Origin of the sequence: Commensalibacter sp. Nvir (assembly GCF_963921845.1) — a bacterium.
In the GTDB taxonomy this organism is placed as follows: Bacteria; Pseudomonadota; Alphaproteobacteria; order Acetobacterales; family Acetobacteraceae; genus Commensalibacter.
On sequence record NZ_CAWUGZ010000054.1, the window covers coordinates 1 to 16995 of the forward strand.

The following is a 16995-nucleotide window of genomic DNA, read 5'->3' on the forward strand; positions in this document are numbered from 1 at the left end:
CATTATAACAATAAAATATTAATCCTGTAACTTCTTAGAAATGGGATAGTAGGCAGTAAATTGAAAACGATAGGTTGTATTAAAACCAACCCTCTTTTCTTTCGAAACTGTTATCGAATATGAAAATTAAATTGGTTTTAATCAACGAAGATACTTTAATAATACCGACTTATTTTTAAGCTCTGAACATTGAGCTAATAAAGCAGAAAACACCTTGGCAACCGCAACTGCCCCGGGGTCAATATTCCCCATCAAACTGTCGCCGCTTAAATACGAAGAACGACCTGCATTCGCCTTAGCCGATTTCGCAGTATTTTCAGCACCTATTTCAGCAGCTTTTGTGGCTTGAGCAAAATCACCAGAAATTTTTAAAGTTTCCAATGCAGGCTGCAATGAATCAATCAACGTGCGATCACCGACATCCGCCCCCCCATAATGCTTCATCTGTTTTAATCCATACAACAAACCATCAACTACCCCTTGTCCCTCAGCAATTTTCTGCCCCATAGACGTAAAGAAGATGGACATCAAAACACCGCTGGATCCACCCATGACAACAGCAAGACGTTCGCCAACGACCAAACATAATGTTGATATGTCTGCTAAGGGCAGTTGATTTTTATTTAAAAGCTCTGCTACTCCGCGTGCTCCAGCAGCAAACGTTGCCCCTGTATCTCCATCCCCTACCTTTGCATCCAAACGATTAAGCTCATCCTCTAGATCTGAGAGCGTTTGCGTGACAATGTTAACGACTTTAAAAACGCACGAATCTTGAGAAGGCGTATATTGAACCTTGGTTTCAACAGAATGAACAGGAAGTACAATCAATGGCGTTGGTTGTACGGGATGTACCCAACTTGAAGTTTCGGTAGGCGAAATTAATGCTTTTTCAATTTCATCATCAAGAACAAGCACGCTAAGCGAAAACCCCTTCATATCCAATGCCGTAACAATAGGAGCTGGACCTACAATCCAGGAAAGCTGATTACGTAATGAGCTGTGGTACACTTCTTTGGTCAAAATAGACATTTCGGTAGGAGAAACTCCTCCCAAATTATTAACCATTACGGCTAATGAAGCCCCTTGAGGAATGTGGGAAAGTAATTTTTCAACCATGATATTCACTATCTCACGACTATTTTGAGTGGATAGTGTTGATACCCCTGGCTCACCATGAATACCCAATCCTAATTCAATTGACCCCTCTGGTACGCGATCTTCACTTTTAGCCATTGGTAAATGGCAACCACTCATTGCAATGCCAATGCTATAAACTTGATGGTTAACTCTATCAACAAACTGTTTAACCTCTTGAAGCGTTTTACCCATTTCGGCTGCATATCCAGCCATTTTATGAATAAAGACAGTTCCGGCTATACCTCTAGGCTGTTTATTCTCTGGCAAAGAAATATCATCTTTAACAATAACAATTTCAACCTTATAGCCAAGCTGTTTCGCTTTTTCCGCAGCCAATCCAAAGTTTAAACGATCACCTGTATAATTTTTAATAATTAAAAGACAACCGGCTTCACCCGTTACGGCGGTAATAGCCGTTAATACAGCGTCTACACTGGGTGACGCAAAAATATCACCACAAATTGCAGCGGTTAGCATGTTTTTACCTACGAAACCAAGATGTGCAGGCTCATGTCCTGCACCCCCGCCCGATATAACAGCTACTTTTTTCTTATCCCAATCGTTTCTCACTACAATTCGTATGGATGGGTCTGTATCTAATTTAGTTAGATTTTTATAAGGCGAAGCAATAACTTCCCCTTCAATAGCATCATTAACTAAATTCGTACGATCATTAAAAAAGAAATTTGACATTAATTCACCTTTGAAAAACACATAAAATGACTGCAAAGCCGTTAGGATAATTTTATTATGAGGGAAACATTGACAAAACGAAATTGTTTATTGAATACCGTCAAACATGTTTATGTTGAAAGATTTATTAAAATATTACAACAATGCAAAGCACTTAACTACTTTCGATACCATGTATAGTAGCAATTTTTTCCATAGATCAGACAATCTAAAACTCATAAAATCTTATTAAGGTCCCTCTTCACAATAATCCTATTAATTTAAAACACAGTTTCCATCACAAATATAAGTATTTCTGATAAATAAGACTAGGGTAAGTTTGCATCCATTGAATATAAATCCAATTTATCTAAACGTTGTGGCATCCTCATTGGAGCGTTTATCCAAAACACTTTACAATGGATAGGTTAGAAGAACATTAAAAGAAAACCTGTGTATAATATTTTTATGGGGTCAAACCTACCCGCTGAACGGACGCTTTTGAAATTCCGTCAAATTAGTTTGGAAGGGTAAAAATCTCACATCCTTTATCGGTAACCCCAAGCATATGCTCAAACTGGGCACTTAAAGAGCGATCACGCGTAACAGCTGTCCAACCATCTTCCAAAATTTTTACCTCTGGTTTGCCTGCGTTGATCATGGGTTCAATAGTAAAGACCATTCCAGGTTCTATAACCAACCCCTCACCTTTTTTTCCATAATGAAGAATATTTGGTTCTTGGTGAAATACCCGCCCAATTCCATGGCCACAAAAATCTCTTACAACCGAAAACCGTTGCGATTCAGCGTAATCTTGAATGGCATACCCTATATCACCTAAAGTGTGGCCAGGTTTAACTTGTTGAATGCCTCGTAATAAACATTCGTAGGTTACATTAATAAGACGTTGCGCTAAACGAGAGATTTTTCCAACCGTATACATTCGACTGCTATCCCCATGCCATCCGTTCAACAATGGGGTTACATCAATATTTAATATATCACCATTCAGTAACTTTCGTTCACCGGGAATACCATGGCAAACCACATGATTAATAGAAATACAGCAAGATTTTGGAAACCCCCTATAGTTTAATGGCGCAGGTATTGCGCCGTTTTTAAGTATAAATTCATGTATAATACGATCGAGCTCACCCGTTGTTATCCCTTCTTGAACGTAGGGAGTAATCATTTCTAACGTATCAAAAGCCAAACGTCCAGCGGCTCTCAACCCATTGAAATCTTCTTGGGTATGAAATGTTAACCTTCTGTCCGGCATAGGATTCTCCAACTGATAAAATTTAAGGCAATTAAATTGTACATTAATAAAACAACAACCACTCTTTATATTATTTGTAAGTTTTTGCTAAAATCACACTTTTATTTTTAGGATCTGTGCCTCTTAGTAACGATCCTTTTTTTATATGATGTTGAGTGGTTTTGATAAGTGATTTGGAAGCGTATTTCCGTTTATGATGAAAAGGACTTTGCGCGACTTCTATAGATTTTGTTTTGGAATAACGCGTGGCTCTTGCCAAAATAACTTTTGATCTAGAATGATATCGCCTAAACGATCTTGCTAAAATAATAGGTCTGGGGGCTGGAGAAATACCAGTTTTTAAAAAACCATCATCCAAGGCGCTCATCATTATGTTTGTACGTTGACTGTTGCTAGAAGCGCCAAGAACGACACCCACCAACCTTACATTTCCTTGTACCGCAGACCCTACAAGATTATGGCCAGCGGCCAACGTATATCCTGTCTTTAAACCATCTGCGCCTACATAATTTTTTAATAACGGGTCATGATTTGGAATATAATGCCCGCGAAAATCAAACGCAGAAACTCTAAAAAAAGTATAATATTCTGGAAAATCAACAATAATATGCCTTGCCAAAGTCGCCATATCACGCGCCGTGGTCACTTGCTGAGGATCAGGTAAACCAGAAGCGTTTTGAAAATGCGTGTTGGTCATGCCTAAAGCTTTGGCTTGTTGCGTCATCATTTGGGCAAAACGTTCCTCGTCCCCTCCCCCAATAAACTCCCCAAGCGTACACGCCGCGTCATTTGCTGATTTGGTCACAAGCCCCAATATTGCTTCACGGATCATAAGCTGTGATCCCGCTCTAAGTCCTAATTTGGAAGGCTCCATTGATGAAGCATGTATAGATACCGGAACGTATTGATCAAGGGTTATAGCATGAGCACGCAAAGCTCTAAACGTCATATATAGAGTCATCATCTTAGTCAAACTTGCAGGATAACGTTTTAAATCGGGATCTTGAGCAGAGATAATTCTGCCGTTCATATCCGTGACAATTGAACTTACATGTCCAGCGTATTGTGCGTAAGCGTTAGTGTTTACCTGCATGACAATTAAATTTAAAAAAAGACACAGTATAAACCCGCAACAATTCAACTTTGTCCAGTTATACTGAAAAAAAAACGATCCTTTTGTCTGAGATTTAATATCTTCTATTTGGTTGTAACTATCCCTTGTTTGCATACGCATTCTCAATTTCCATCCCAAATGATACATTACAAGCTATACAACGAACATGTTTCGTAAGATATTTTCAGATATGTTAATTTAAATTTCAAAAATAATCTATGAAATTTAATACAAATCAACAATAACGTATCCATTCATTCTACTAAATTCAAACTGAAAATCAAAAATATATCAAAAATTAATTCCAAATTTAACCTACCCATTACGTTTAAAATTTTTAACAGCCAAATCTTTATAAAAAGATCAGACGCTTTATACATTTTGTACCCAATACCCAGTCAAAGTCACGTTAATGTTAGGCTTTCCCAATCAAAATCTGCTTTATAAATCACATAACGTTAAATACAGTATTAACTATTTAAGGTACGCAAAATGCGAAAGGGTTTATTGTGCTCTCAAACAATCTTGAACAATCTCTACACCGTGCTTTTGAATTAGCGAACAAGCATCGTCATGAATACACTACCCTTGAACACTTACTTTATAGTTTGACTTATGATCCTGACGCATCACGAATGTTTGAATTTTGTAAAATAAATGTAACCGGATTACAAAACGATCTAAAACACTACATCAAAAATGATTTATCTATTTTAACAACGTATAGTGATAATTTAAGTAAACCTAACTCAGCATTTCAACGCGTAATTAATAAAGCCAATGACCATGTAAAGCTATTGGGCAACGAAACAGTTAATGCAATGAATGTTCTCTCTTCATTGTTAGAAGAACATGAAAGCTATGCCTCTTTATTTTTAAAAACCCATCATTTTACAAAAACATCGGTAATCGAAATCGTTACGCAAATTTATAACAATTTTAATAGTTCTTCCGCAGGGTCAAATTTATTTGGTGATAACGAAATAGAGGAAATTTATTCCAATACTCCTCAACCGAAACTTGACGAAAATAAAGACCCATTACTTCAATTCTGTATAAATTTAAATGACAGAGCATTGCATGGATTGATTGACCCTCTTGTTGTCAGAAATTATGAAATTGAACGAACAATTCAAATATTATGTAGAAGAAACAAAAACAATCCTTTGCTGGTGGGGGATCCAGGGGTAGGAAAAACAGCTATTATCGAAGGATTAGCTCATAAAATCATTAATAAAAAAGTCCCCTCCGCTCTTTCATATCATACGGTTTATGCGTTAGATATGGGGGCCTTAATGGCTGGCACACGATACCGGGGGGATTTTGAAGAGCGTTTAAAATTGTTAATAAATGCACTTAAAAAACAAGAGAAAACACTTTTATTTATTGATGAAATACATACAATCGTTGGGGCAGGATCCACCTCAAACAATTCCCTTGATGCATCGAACTTATTAAAACCAACTTTGACCACTGGTGATATACGTTGTATTGGCGCGACAACGTATGAAGAATACAAACAATATATTAAAAAAGATTCTGCTTTATCACGACGATTTGAAAAAGTTGAAATTGAAGAACCTTCCGCCAAAGATACAATTACTATTTTAAATGGATTAAAAAATAATTTTGAAGCCTTCCATCATGTTATTTATTCCTCTGAAGCAATAAAATCAGCGGTTGAGCTTTCTATACGATACATACACGATAGAAAACTACCGGATAAAGCTATAGATATTATTGATGAAGTGGGGGCACAAAGAGCCCTTGACAGCTCTTCTAGAAAAAAAATTATTACTGTGACGGATATTGAAAAAGTTGTCGCTAAATTAACCAAAATTCCGACCAAGACCATTTCATATGATGATAAAAAAAATCTTAAAACCCTAGCTTCTGTTTTGAAAAAAACAATTTTTGGTCAAGATGAAGCCATTGATACATTGACCTCTGCTATCAACTTAGCCAGAGCAGGACTTCGCTCAGAAACCAAGCCCATTGGAAGTTATTTATTTTGTGGTTCAACAGGGGTAGGAAAAACTGAAGTTGCTCAACAACTAGCGTCTGCATTAACCATTAAACTTATTCGATTTGATATGTCGGAATATATGGAAAAATCATCCGTTTCAAAATTAATTGGTGCTTCACCGGGTTATATTGGATTTGATCAAGGTGGATTATTAACCGATGCGGTTGATCGTTATCCTTATTCTGCTCTCTTATTGGATGAAATTGAAAAAGCTCATCCAGATGTTTTTAACATTTTATTGCAAATTATGGATTATGGAACCCTTACCGACCATAATGGCCGATCAATTAATTTCAGAAACGTAATTCTTATCTTAACCACGAACCTCGGGGCCTTAGACGTCACCACCAATGCGATTGGCTTTAGCAAAAAAGAACAAAGTGGAGACGTTGAGAATGCCATAAATCGAACCTTTTCACCCGAATTTAGAAACAGAATTGACGCCATTATCTCTTTTAAAAATCTATCTTTAACTATTTTCAGCAAAATCATAGACAAATTTATTAATGAGCTCAGAAACAAACTTTATGAAAAAAATGTTCGTATAGAAATCTCATTGTCAGCGAAAAATTGGCTGTTGCACAAGGGCGCCTCCTTTAAACTGGGGGCAAGGCCATTCCAACGACTCATACAAGATCATATAGGAAAAATTTTAGCCGAAGAAATTTTATTTGGCCAATTGATGAATGGGGGCTCTGTGTTTATCGATATAAAAAATGATCGTTTCACCTTTCATTATATTAACCATCCCACTTCCAAAAAAAGAGCAAAAACCAATAAAGAAAAAACCCCTGTCTAATTTATTCCGACCATTCGTAAAATAATATATCTAGGCTTTTTTAAAAAAAATCCTTTAATTCAATGATTAAGAAACAAATCATCATAATTGACATGAACAAACTTAAAATTTTAACACTCTAAAAATATAATGTGTTAAAGCCTTAACCTTAGAAATCAAAATTAAGATTTTCCCTTTTTCCCTAATTCTCGTTTGAATAAAGACAACGACGAGACAATTTCTGGATTAGGTTGAGGAGCAGTCAAATTGAATTTTTCGAGCTCACCAATCATAATTTCAATCACTACTAATCGCGCAAACCATTTTTGGTTTGCTGGCACAATAAACCAAGGGGCATAGGGCGTTGCTGTGTGCGTGATTGCTTCTTGGTAAACGGTTTGATACTTATCCCAATATTGTCTTTCTTTTGGATCATTAGGAGAAAATTTCCATTGTTTCTCGACATTATTTAAACGACTCATAAGCCTTTCTCTCTGCTCTTCTTTAGAAATATTTAAGAAAATTTTTATAAATCCAATACTTTGCCGAGTAATATACAATTCAAAATTTCTTATATCTTCGTATCTATTTTTCCAAAAATTAGGGTCATTAAAATTTCGTTCTGGTAAATTTTGCGTATGAAGAATATTGGGATGAACTTTGGTAACTAAAACTTCCTCGTAATGACTACGATTAAAAATCGCTATTTTACCCTTGCGCGGTACGGCCGTATGAATTCGCCACAAATAATCATGCAAAAGTTCAACAGGACCCGGCTGTTTGAAAGAATGCACCATAACCCCCTGAGGGTTAATTCCTGACGTAACGTGCTTTATAGTCCCATCTTTGCCAGAAGTATCCATCCCTTGCAGTGCAATCACCAAAGAGTTTTTTGCATTTGCGTAAAGAAGTTCCTGCAACTGACTTAAACGTTTAACTCTTTTTTTAAGGATTTTTTTTGCTTCTTTCTTGGATAGATCAATATTATCTGTGTCGGAAGGGTTAAAGTTTACAAGAGAAAAATTTTTACCCTGCTCGACTCGGTACTTTGTTCTAAGAACATCTTGTATTGATTTTTCAAGCATCTAAACCTCGTTTAAAGTTTAATCTGTCGTTTTTGAAACGGTTAAACCACCGGGCGCCTGACACACAGGCATCATCTCAATCCTATTAATATTGACATGATCTGGCAATCCCAGGATCCAACTCACTGTTTTAGCAATATCTTCAGCCGTCAATGCATCCACATTTGCATACACTGCTTGGGCTTGTTCTTTGTCCTTTAATCGGACCTCGCTAAATTCTGTACCACTAGTCAACCCAGGTTCGATTGTTGTAAGTTTAATAGGTGTTTTCAATAAATCGACTTTAAGGTTCAACATAAATTGCGTAACAAAGGCTTTGGAGGCGCCATATACGTTGCCACCTAAATAAGGATACGTTCCCGCTATGCTGCTTAATGAAACGATATGGCCTTTTTTCCTTTCTATCATTCCTTTAACAATGAACTGCGTTAAATGAATTAGTCCACGAATATTTGTATCAATCATTTGGTCCCAATCGTTTAAATCGATATGAGGAACTGGTTTGATACCCAAAGCTAACCCTGCATTGTTAATCAACACATCAATCGTTTGGAAATTTTCGGGTAATGAATCCAACGTTTCTTGCAGTGTCAAAGGTTTTGAGACATCCAATTTTAGGGGGAAAATATCTTCAGGGTATAAACTGGCTAGGTTTTTTAATTTGTCTTCTCTTCTAGCACTGGCAATGACCTTATAGCCATCCTGCACCAGCTGCAAGGCTATTGCTTTACCAAATCCTGCCGAAGCACCCGTAACCAAGGCAATGTTTTTAGAAAGCATACGATCCAATCCTTATTCAACTTTAAAAGTTACATTAAAAATTAAAATTTTAGTATAAGAAATTTATGCTTATTCTAAAGTCAAATTTATGTGCTTTAAAATCCCATCCAATTCTTTTAATATAACGTTAAGAAATAAATTTTTTTAATTAAGCAATGGCAATGATTCATTATTCTGATCTCTCGAACGGATTTGCTGGTCAATTTTTAGTTGCCAGCCCCTATATTAGCACCCCTCCCTTTGCACAGTCTGTTATCTTTGTCTGTGCACATTCCTCCGATGACGGTGCTATGGGGATTATTGTCAATCGTCGACTAACCAATCCTACACCGGACGAATTGCTTAAGCAGCTGGGCATTACTACCATCCCACAATCTGAGCAATTTTCTATTAGTGCTGGGGGACCAGTTGAAAATGCACATGGCTTGGTATTGCATACACCAGATTGGGAAACAAATGGATGCATATCCGTAACAAATTCAATCAAATTAAATGCGAGCTTAGATGTTTTAAGAGATATCTCACAAGGTAAAGGACCCAAACATGCTTTGTTGGCTTTGGGACACGCGAATTGGAGCGCGGGTCAATTAGAGCAAGAAATTCTTGACAATATTTGGCAACTTGCCCCTTATCATGACGATATTTTATTTGGGTGTAATTACAATAAAAAGTGGCAAATTGCGCTTAATTCTATTTCGGTTACCCCTGAAAAACTTTCCAATCTTACTGGGCGATCTTGAGGTTATTTACTCAATTCACCTAAGACAAGGCTACGCCTTTTAATTCGGAAATTGTACGAACCTGATATTGTTTTAACAAAGTAACCAACTCTCTTTTAATTCGAGAAATCACAGGGGGGCCTTCGTAAGCAAAAACAGTATAAAGCTGGGTAAAATCAGCACCATGCATGATTTTTTCCAAAACATCTGCCCCATTTTCAATACCACCACTCCCGATTAACGTGAGTTTACCCTGTGAAAGTTTAGCTACTTTCGCAAGCATTTCAGTACTTTTCTGTCTCAGTGGTCTACCGGATAATCCACCAGGTTCATATCTAAAATCGCTTTGTAAATTGTCAGGACGAGAGACCGTTGTGTTGGTTAATATTAATCCAGTAACGTGATTATTCATTACTACCTCAACAATCGCTTCAAGCTCTGCATCCAGCAAATCTGGTGAAAGTTTAACTAAAAGGGGCGGATGATTCGGCTGCAATTGTTGGATGGATTGTAAGATAATTTCCATTCTTTGAGGCTGCTGTAAATCTCTTAACCCCGGGGTATTGGGAGAAGAAAAATTTAAAACAATATAATCTGCATACCGACTAACCAAACCAATTTGTAAAGGATAATCCCGTTCTGGACAGGCACCGATTTTATTAATGCCTATATTAACCCCAACAGGTACATTGGCTTGCGTTTTTACCCCATTGCCCACATTTGAAATTTTGGCCAGTTGAGCACATAAACGCTGAATACCATTATTATTAAATCCCATACGATTAATAACAGCACCATCTTTCATCAATCGAAACAAGCGGGGTTTAGGATTGCCGGGTTGCGGCTTTGGTGTAACCGTGCCCACTTCAATTGAACCAAAGCCCAATCTTGCCAAAGCGGTTACAGCCAAAGCATTTTTATCAAATCCCGCCGCAATGCCCACCGGGTTAGGAAATTTTAATCCCATTGCCTGTAAGGACAAAGAAGGATCATCTTGCCACGGGTTTTTGCCTCCACATAGTCCTAATCGTAAACTTACGAGGGCTAGATTATGACCGAATTCAGGATTGAAGAGTCTTACCCCCTTCATCAAATAAGGGTAAATTACGCTAAACACAGACTCTTCAAATTGAGATAGAGATATTTTTTTTTGCATGGTCTATTTCCAGTCGTAAGGTCGATTTTATAAAGATTTGTATAAAAACACTTTAATATTTTATACCATAAATTTCATTCATAATTAATTTTCGTACGTTAACGAAAAACGATTTATTTTAATCACATGGTTAAAAACAATGCAAAAATAGCCAAAAAAACGCACCAGATAATAAAATAGATACAGGCAATGTGAGCACCCAAGCGGTGGCCATATTACGAATTGTACGCCATTGTATGCCAAGCCCCCTTCCTAACGAAGTGCCAGCAATTGCCGAAGTAACGACATGAGTCGTACTGATCGGCATATGGAATTGATTTCCCATTTGTATCATTGTCATCGCCACGGTTTCGGCAACAGCACCTTGGCCATAACTCATTTCTTGTTTGCCAATTTTTTGCCCTACCGTGACCACAATACGTTTCCAACCTACCATCGTTCCCAATCCCAAAGCAATGGCAACAACAACCTTTACCCACGGCGGTATGAATTGAATAGCATTCACAATGTCTTTTTCAAAATCATTTAAGGTTTCACTTTCTTCTTTGGACAGCGTTTCTATACGAGCAAAATGGGCAAGATTTTGATTCAAAAGGTAAAGGTTGTTTCTAAGATTGGTTTGATTGGCTAAAGGTATTTCCTTAAAAGTGCTTTTATGTTCAAGATCTTTTTCAACGGCTTTTAATACGGTACGCATCGCAGGCACTGTATCTTTAAGCAAATGGTTTTTCTGAATGGTCTGGGTTAATATTATTCGACTTTGGTTTAGAGAGAGTGGGGCATGGTGATGATCGTATTTAATTAATAACTGATTAACCCACATCGCTTTATGACTAAAATTTTCAACTTGTTTCGCAGAGACAGCACCATTTAATGCATAGGCTGTGGGCACCGTTCCAATAAGAATTAACATGATAAGCCCCATACCTTTCTGCCCATCATTGGAACCGTGACTAAAACTAACCCCGGTACAGGTTAATATAAGCAATAGACGCATAGGCCACGGGGGAGGCTTGCCATTCGGTGCTTGATAAAGGGTGGAAGCAGGGATAAAAAATCTTAATAAGTACATACACACTAAAGCAATAAAAAAACCAGCAAGTGGACTGAATACTAAGGCTTTGAACACTTGCAAAGCTTGGTCCCAATCCACCCCACTGCTTCCCCCCGGCCCCATTAACACCTGATTCATCAACCCTACCCCTAAAATAGAGCCAATCAATGTATGGGAAGAAGAGTTCGGGATACCAAAAAACCAAGTGATTAAATTCCAAATTACCGCGGCAAGCAACAACGCAAATATCATGGAAAACCCAGCATCGGAACCAACTCTCAGCACCAACTCTATAGGTAACAAAGAAATAATGGTATAAGCCACTGCGCCACTTGAAACGAGAACCCCTATAAAATTCCATATTCCGGACCACACAACCGCTATGATAGGCGGAAGAGAGTTGCTATAAATTACTGTCGCCACTGCATTGGCAGTATCATGAAACCCATTAACAAATTCAAAGCCCAAAGCGATAATAAGTGCCAAACCTAGTAATACAAATGCCACCATTGAAGCATGGTATGAACCCAGAATATCTTCTCTTAAATGAACGATGGTGTATATAATGGCACTGAGCAAAACAATTACAAAAGCAATCGTATTAAAACGCGAGCTATTACGTTGGATCATCTTTTAAGCTTTTTTGAAAAAAGTAATACGTTTCTATCAAATTTCATAATAAAATGGCTTAAGAATTTATAGAAACAAAGAGAAAACAATGCCGGCACCAGTGACGAATACTTTCGTTCAAATGAACAAGTAATCTATCAAAATTCATATAAAAGATATCCATCCTTGTTTTCACGCTAAGTCATATAGACGATGACTTTTACCTGGCTTGACTTTACAAAAGAAAAAACATCATCACAAGGGTAAACATCCCACTTGATCTAATTTTTATGTAAAACATGTAAATTGTCATATATAGAATACACCTTGAAAAAACAACTTACAAAACGGAAAATAAAAATACTTGAAATAAAACTTTTTAACGCAAATTAAATTATTAATCGTAGGCACGATAAAATTGCTATGATTTTTTTTGCAAACTTTGACCACGAACAAACAAAAAATCTTTAAGTAATTTCAATTCATCTCTAAAATATTATGCGCTATATTTCTGATAAATAAAATGACTTCGAAGAATATAAAAGCCAACCCATGGACGCGAATGAAGCAATCAATTATTTCCCTATTACCCTTCGAATTGATGGATCGCGTATAGTTGTGGTCGGCGGCGGCAATATTGCCGCTCGTAAAATAAGGCTTTTAATTAATAAAAATGCCAAAATAGAAGTTTTCGCCAAAACCGTTTGTCCAGAACTCAAACAACTCCACCAAAACAATTGTGTTGAGCTTATGGGCGAAATGCCTTTGCAAGCAGAGTTTAAAAACCACATTAAAACATGCCGATTGGTTTTTATCGCAACCAACGATCATGTGTATAATAAAAAAATCTCTCAATGGGTTATGGAAACCAATATTCCTGTTTGTGTGGTCGATAACCCCAAACTATCCAGTTTTATTACCCCTGCTATTATTGATAGAGATCCTGTATTGATTGCTATCTCGACAGGTGGAGCAGCACCCGTTCTAAACCGAAAAATACGCCAAGTTATTGAGCCTTTATTAAACCAATCGGTGGGAAAAATTGCTCAATTTATGGGAAAATATAGAACGTGGGTGAAAAAACATCTTCCCAACACGTGTGAAAGGCGAAAACTTTGGGAGGCTTTTTTGGATGGGCAAGGATCCTCTCTTATAGAATCTAACAATGAAAAAAAATGCTTTGATTACCTTAAAGCACTGACAAAAAATTATAAAACCAGTTTTGGAGAAATAGCTTTAGTAGGTGCCGGTCCAGGCGATCCAGATCTGCTTACACTTAAAGCATTGCATTGTTTACAAAATGCAGATGTGGTTTTACACGATCATTTACTGTCTTCGGAAATCTTAAATCGGGTGCGAAGGGATGCGCACCTTATTTATGTGGGCAAACAGAAAAAAAAACATACGGTTTCCCAAAAAGAGATTAATGAACTGCTACAATTTTATGCCTATCAAGGTAAAAAAGTTGTCCGATTAAAAGGAGGGGACCCTTTTATTTTTGGACGTGGAGGAGAAGAAGCCGAATATTTAATGAATGCACATATTCCTTTTCGGCTTATCCCTGGAATTTCTGCCGCCAATGGCTGTGCGTCAGCCAGTGGCATCCCTTTAACGCATCGTGACTGCGCCCAAACATGCTTGATCCTAACTGGACATACTCAAGAAAAAAAACCTCTGGACGTACCGTGGGAAAGCATGATGAATCCGCACCAAACGTTAGTAATTTATATGGGGTTAGGCTCTCTTGATTTTTTATGTCAAGAATTAGTTAAAAAAGGCTTTCCTTCCTCGTGGCCGGCTGCAGCTATTGAAAAAGGAACCTTACCTGAGCAAAAGATTGTAACAGGTACTTTAGAAAATTTAGCAAAATTGGTTACACAACATCACTTTGAAAGCCCTGTTCTGATAATTATTGGACAAGTCGTTTCCCACAGGGTTATTTCTCCGTAATGTAATTTATTGTTGCTATAGCAAGAAGTGTTTGTAATTAGAACGGGGAAAAGGTGAAAAATTCTTTCCCCCTCTGAAATATAATTTTACCAATGGTAATCAATACGCCCAATAATCATCGTTCCCTCTCCCATGAAACAGCCATAACTCAAGCCGTTACAACTGGCTACGTAATGTTTGTTGAATAAATTATGCGCGGTGATTTGCGCATCCATTCCTTTAAGATTAGACGATAAATGTTCCAATTTATAATGCATTTGCGCATCAATTAACGTATAGGGTGCCGTTTTTAATGCCAAAGACGTATCGGCTAACGTATTGCCCATATATTGCAAACCAATCCCCCCGCCAAGATCAGCAAATCTACCCGATTGGATCGTATATTCAGAGTAAAGAGAGAAAAATTGATCAGGAATTTGCAGCACACGCTTTCCTACTTGCGCACTGTCGCCTTTTGAATAGGTTACGCGTTCTAACGTATACGACGCAATAAGATTCAAACCCGGTATAGGGGAGGTATGTGCTTCCAACTCAAGCCCTTTTGAATGTATCTGACCCGCCGCCACATACCAGGCTGGATTTTTCGAATCTTCAACTAATACGTTGTTTTCTCTTAAATTAAACAAGGCAGCAGTAAAAAAACCATCAAAAGAAGTAGGTTGGTATTTTATACCCGTCTCATATTGTTCACCCGTTGTCGGCTGAAAAGGATTGCCATTTTGATCCACTCGAGTAGCGGGTTGAAAGGATTGGGAATAATTCACATAAGGGACTATATTATAAGGCAAGCTATAGAAAATAGCCCCGCGAAACGTCAACGCTTGGTCATTCTGGGTGGCAGTACCCGTCCCTAAATGATTTCGTGTGCTAATACTTGACCAATCGTTACGGAAACCAAACTGCGCCCCCAATTTATGGTAAGCCATTTGATCTTGAAAAAATATACCTTCTTGATTGGTCGTAATCCCTTCATTACGAATAATTTTAGGAATAGGAATCCTCTGATTATTATTGGGATGATAAAGGTAAAAATTGGGGGCATCTCCCGCGCCATAGGTATACGAATTGCGTAGATTTTGCCAACTAAACCCAACCATAACGTTGTGTTCAATCGGGCCTAAATGAAACTTTCCTTCTACTCTTTCCTCTGCAGTTATTGAATCTAAATGCTCTTTTGAACCAATAGCGCGACGGGAAATATAATCCGTACCTGGAATCAATCCAGCACTGGCGTTCTTAACCGCTGTATTTTGACCATAAACTTCATCAAACGTTGTGCCAAGATTTAAATAACGTAAAAGGGAAACCACATGCCAATTGGAATTAAAATCGTGATTAAAACGATAACCAAAAGCGGTTTGGGTTCGTTCTAATTTTTGAAAATTACGATCGCCCATAAAAATATGACGGCTAAATTTATACGAGTTGGGTAAAACCGTTCCATAAACAGGAAAAAATTGAAGGGCATTGCTTTCAGGGTCGCTTTGATACGTACTATACAATGTTAACGCTGTATTATCATCAATTTGCCAATTCAGAGAGGGCTGGAAGGCATAACGAAGACTTTTTGTATAGCCATCGATACCGTCCTGTCTGAAACCTGTGCCAACAAAACGCCACGATAATGTTCCCGATTTGTTAAGCGTATCCCCTATGTCCACGGTTCCCCTTGCATAGTTCCAGTTTCCCCCTTCAAGGGAAATGTCTCGCTGTCTTGACCCATTGGCTAATTTTGTAGTTAAAAGAACAACACCCCCAGGACTGCTGTTACCGTACAAAACAGACGAAGGTCCTTTTAAAACATCAATCCTTTCAAGCAAATACGAATCCAGCTGTTGAATGGCATTATACTGGCCATTCATCATTTTTAGACCATCTACGTATTCATCAACACCCGAAACCGTACCGAACCCTCTGATAAACATAAGATCACCGCGCGTATTTTGCCCTCTTTGCAGACTGGCTATCCCTGCGCTGTAACGCACTGCTTGCGAAACATTTATGGAATTTTGCATATCCATCTGTCCCCGCGTTACAACGGCGACCGATTCAGGTGTTTTTAACAAAGGCGTCATGGATTTGGTGGCAGCAGAAGACTCTTTGCTGACAATTGACTTTTTTTTACCTTTTACAACAATATTTTCCGATTTAGATTGATTATTCTTAGCTTCTTTATCATTTGTTTGTGCGTAAGCACTTTTACACAACGTCAAGAGCAAGAAACTCCCAAAAACCAAATAAATATGAGAAGATTTTTGCATTTGGCGACCTTTTCAACCCTCTGAAATAAATTTTTAATAATTATAAGTAATTGTTAATGAAATTAATAATCATTATCGACTAATGTGTAAAGCAAAAATAAGCTAATTTTCTAAGCAAACAAAATACTTTTATAGATGTAGTAGTTACGTCACATATTTGTGAGTGATAAAGAGTATTTGCAATTCATTTAAATATTAATCCTAATGAAATGAATGCGTTGGTCAAAAATTCTTCAAAATATAAATGCTGTAAAAAAAATTACCTAGTTATCTTGCCTCTAAAAAATCAAATCATATACATGTCTACGACAGTTTCTTCAATAAAAAGAATTTTTTACTAATTTTTTGTTGTGCTTGACGTACACAGGATAAAAA

The 16995-nt window shown here is 37.4% G+C and carries 11 protein-coding genes; 3 read left to right on the plus strand and 8 right to left on the minus strand.

Going from position 1 to position 16995, the window contains the following annotated elements; translation table 11 throughout:
- Window positions 1–141 precede the first annotated feature (141 nt).
- The 3 genes from AABE15_RS04005 to AABE15_RS04015 all read right to left on the minus strand — a co-directional run bounded on the left by AABE15_RS04005 (window position 142) and on the right by AABE15_RS04015 (window position 4322).
- Entirely contained in the window at window positions 142–1830 is a 1689-nt protein-coding gene (locus tag AABE15_RS04005) for a dihydroxyacetone kinase subunit DhaK (protein WP_338329990.1), read from the minus strand.
- A gap of 496 nt (window positions 1831–2326) precedes the next feature.
- Window positions 2327–3088, minus strand: a complete 762-nt coding sequence (map, locus tag AABE15_RS04010; protein ID WP_338329991.1) for a type I methionyl aminopeptidase — start codon at window positions 3086–3088, stop codon at window positions 2327–2329.
- A 70-nt stretch (window positions 3089–3158) separates the two neighbouring features.
- The gene (locus AABE15_RS04015; RefSeq protein ID WP_408870249.1) at window positions 3159–4322 is read right to left on the minus strand and encodes a D-alanyl-D-alanine carboxypeptidase family protein; all 1164 of its coding nucleotides are present in this window, start codon (window positions 4320–4322) and stop codon (window positions 3159–3161) included.
- A gap of 389 nt (window positions 4323–4711) precedes the next feature.
- Here AABE15_RS04015 and clpA point away from each other — a divergent pair, with 389 nt between their 5' ends.
- Complete coding sequence (gene clpA / locus AABE15_RS04020; protein WP_338329992.1) at window positions 4712–7027, plus strand: ATP-dependent Clp protease ATP-binding subunit ClpA; 2316 nt, start codon at window positions 4712–4714, stop codon at window positions 7025–7027.
- Window positions 7028–7188: 161 nt separating this feature from the next.
- Here clpA and AABE15_RS04025 read toward each other — a convergent pair whose 3' ends face one another.
- Together AABE15_RS04025 and AABE15_RS04030 are read right to left on the minus strand one after the other, a co-directional pair.
- On the minus strand, window positions 7189–8091 hold the full coding sequence (locus AABE15_RS04025; RefSeq protein ID WP_338329993.1) for a PPK2 family polyphosphate kinase: 903 nt from the start codon (window positions 8089–8091) through the stop codon (window positions 7189–7191).
- Window positions 8092–8109: 18 nt separating this feature from the next.
- Complete coding sequence (locus AABE15_RS04030) at window positions 8110–8871, minus strand: SDR family NAD(P)-dependent oxidoreductase (protein WP_338329994.1); 762 nt, start codon at window positions 8869–8871, stop codon at window positions 8110–8112.
- 161 nt (window positions 8872–9032) lie between these two features.
- On the opposite strand from AABE15_RS04030, the gene AABE15_RS04035 reads away from it, so the two are divergent.
- Window positions 9033–9611: a YqgE/AlgH family protein gene (locus AABE15_RS04035; protein WP_338329995.1), complete on the plus strand. Its 579-nt coding sequence runs from the start codon at window positions 9033–9035 to the stop codon at window positions 9609–9611.
- 19 nt (window positions 9612–9630) lie between these two features.
- On the opposite strand, the gene AABE15_RS04040 is transcribed toward AABE15_RS04035, so the two are convergent.
- On the minus strand, window positions 9631–10746 hold the full coding sequence (locus tag AABE15_RS04040) for a quinone-dependent dihydroorotate dehydrogenase (RefSeq protein WP_338329996.1): 1116 nt from the start codon (window positions 10744–10746) through the stop codon (window positions 9631–9633).
- Between the two features lie 130 nt (window positions 10747–10876).
- Window positions 10877–12430: an inorganic phosphate transporter gene (locus AABE15_RS04045; protein WP_338329997.1), complete on the minus strand. Its 1554-nt coding sequence runs from the start codon at window positions 12428–12430 to the stop codon at window positions 10877–10879.
- Window positions 12431–12961: 531 nt separating this feature from the next.
- Between AABE15_RS04045 and cysG the strand changes: the two genes are divergently transcribed.
- Complete coding sequence (gene cysG / locus AABE15_RS04050) at window positions 12962–14359, plus strand: siroheme synthase CysG (protein ID WP_338329998.1); 1398 nt, start codon at window positions 12962–12964, stop codon at window positions 14357–14359.
- An 86-nt stretch (window positions 14360–14445) separates the two neighbouring features.
- Here the strand turns inward: cysG and AABE15_RS04055 are convergent, their stop codons facing one another.
- Window positions 14446–16620: a TonB-dependent siderophore receptor gene (locus tag AABE15_RS04055; protein WP_338329999.1), complete on the minus strand. Its 2175-nt coding sequence runs from the start codon at window positions 16618–16620 to the stop codon at window positions 14446–14448.
- Window positions 16621–16995 lie beyond the last annotated feature (375 nt).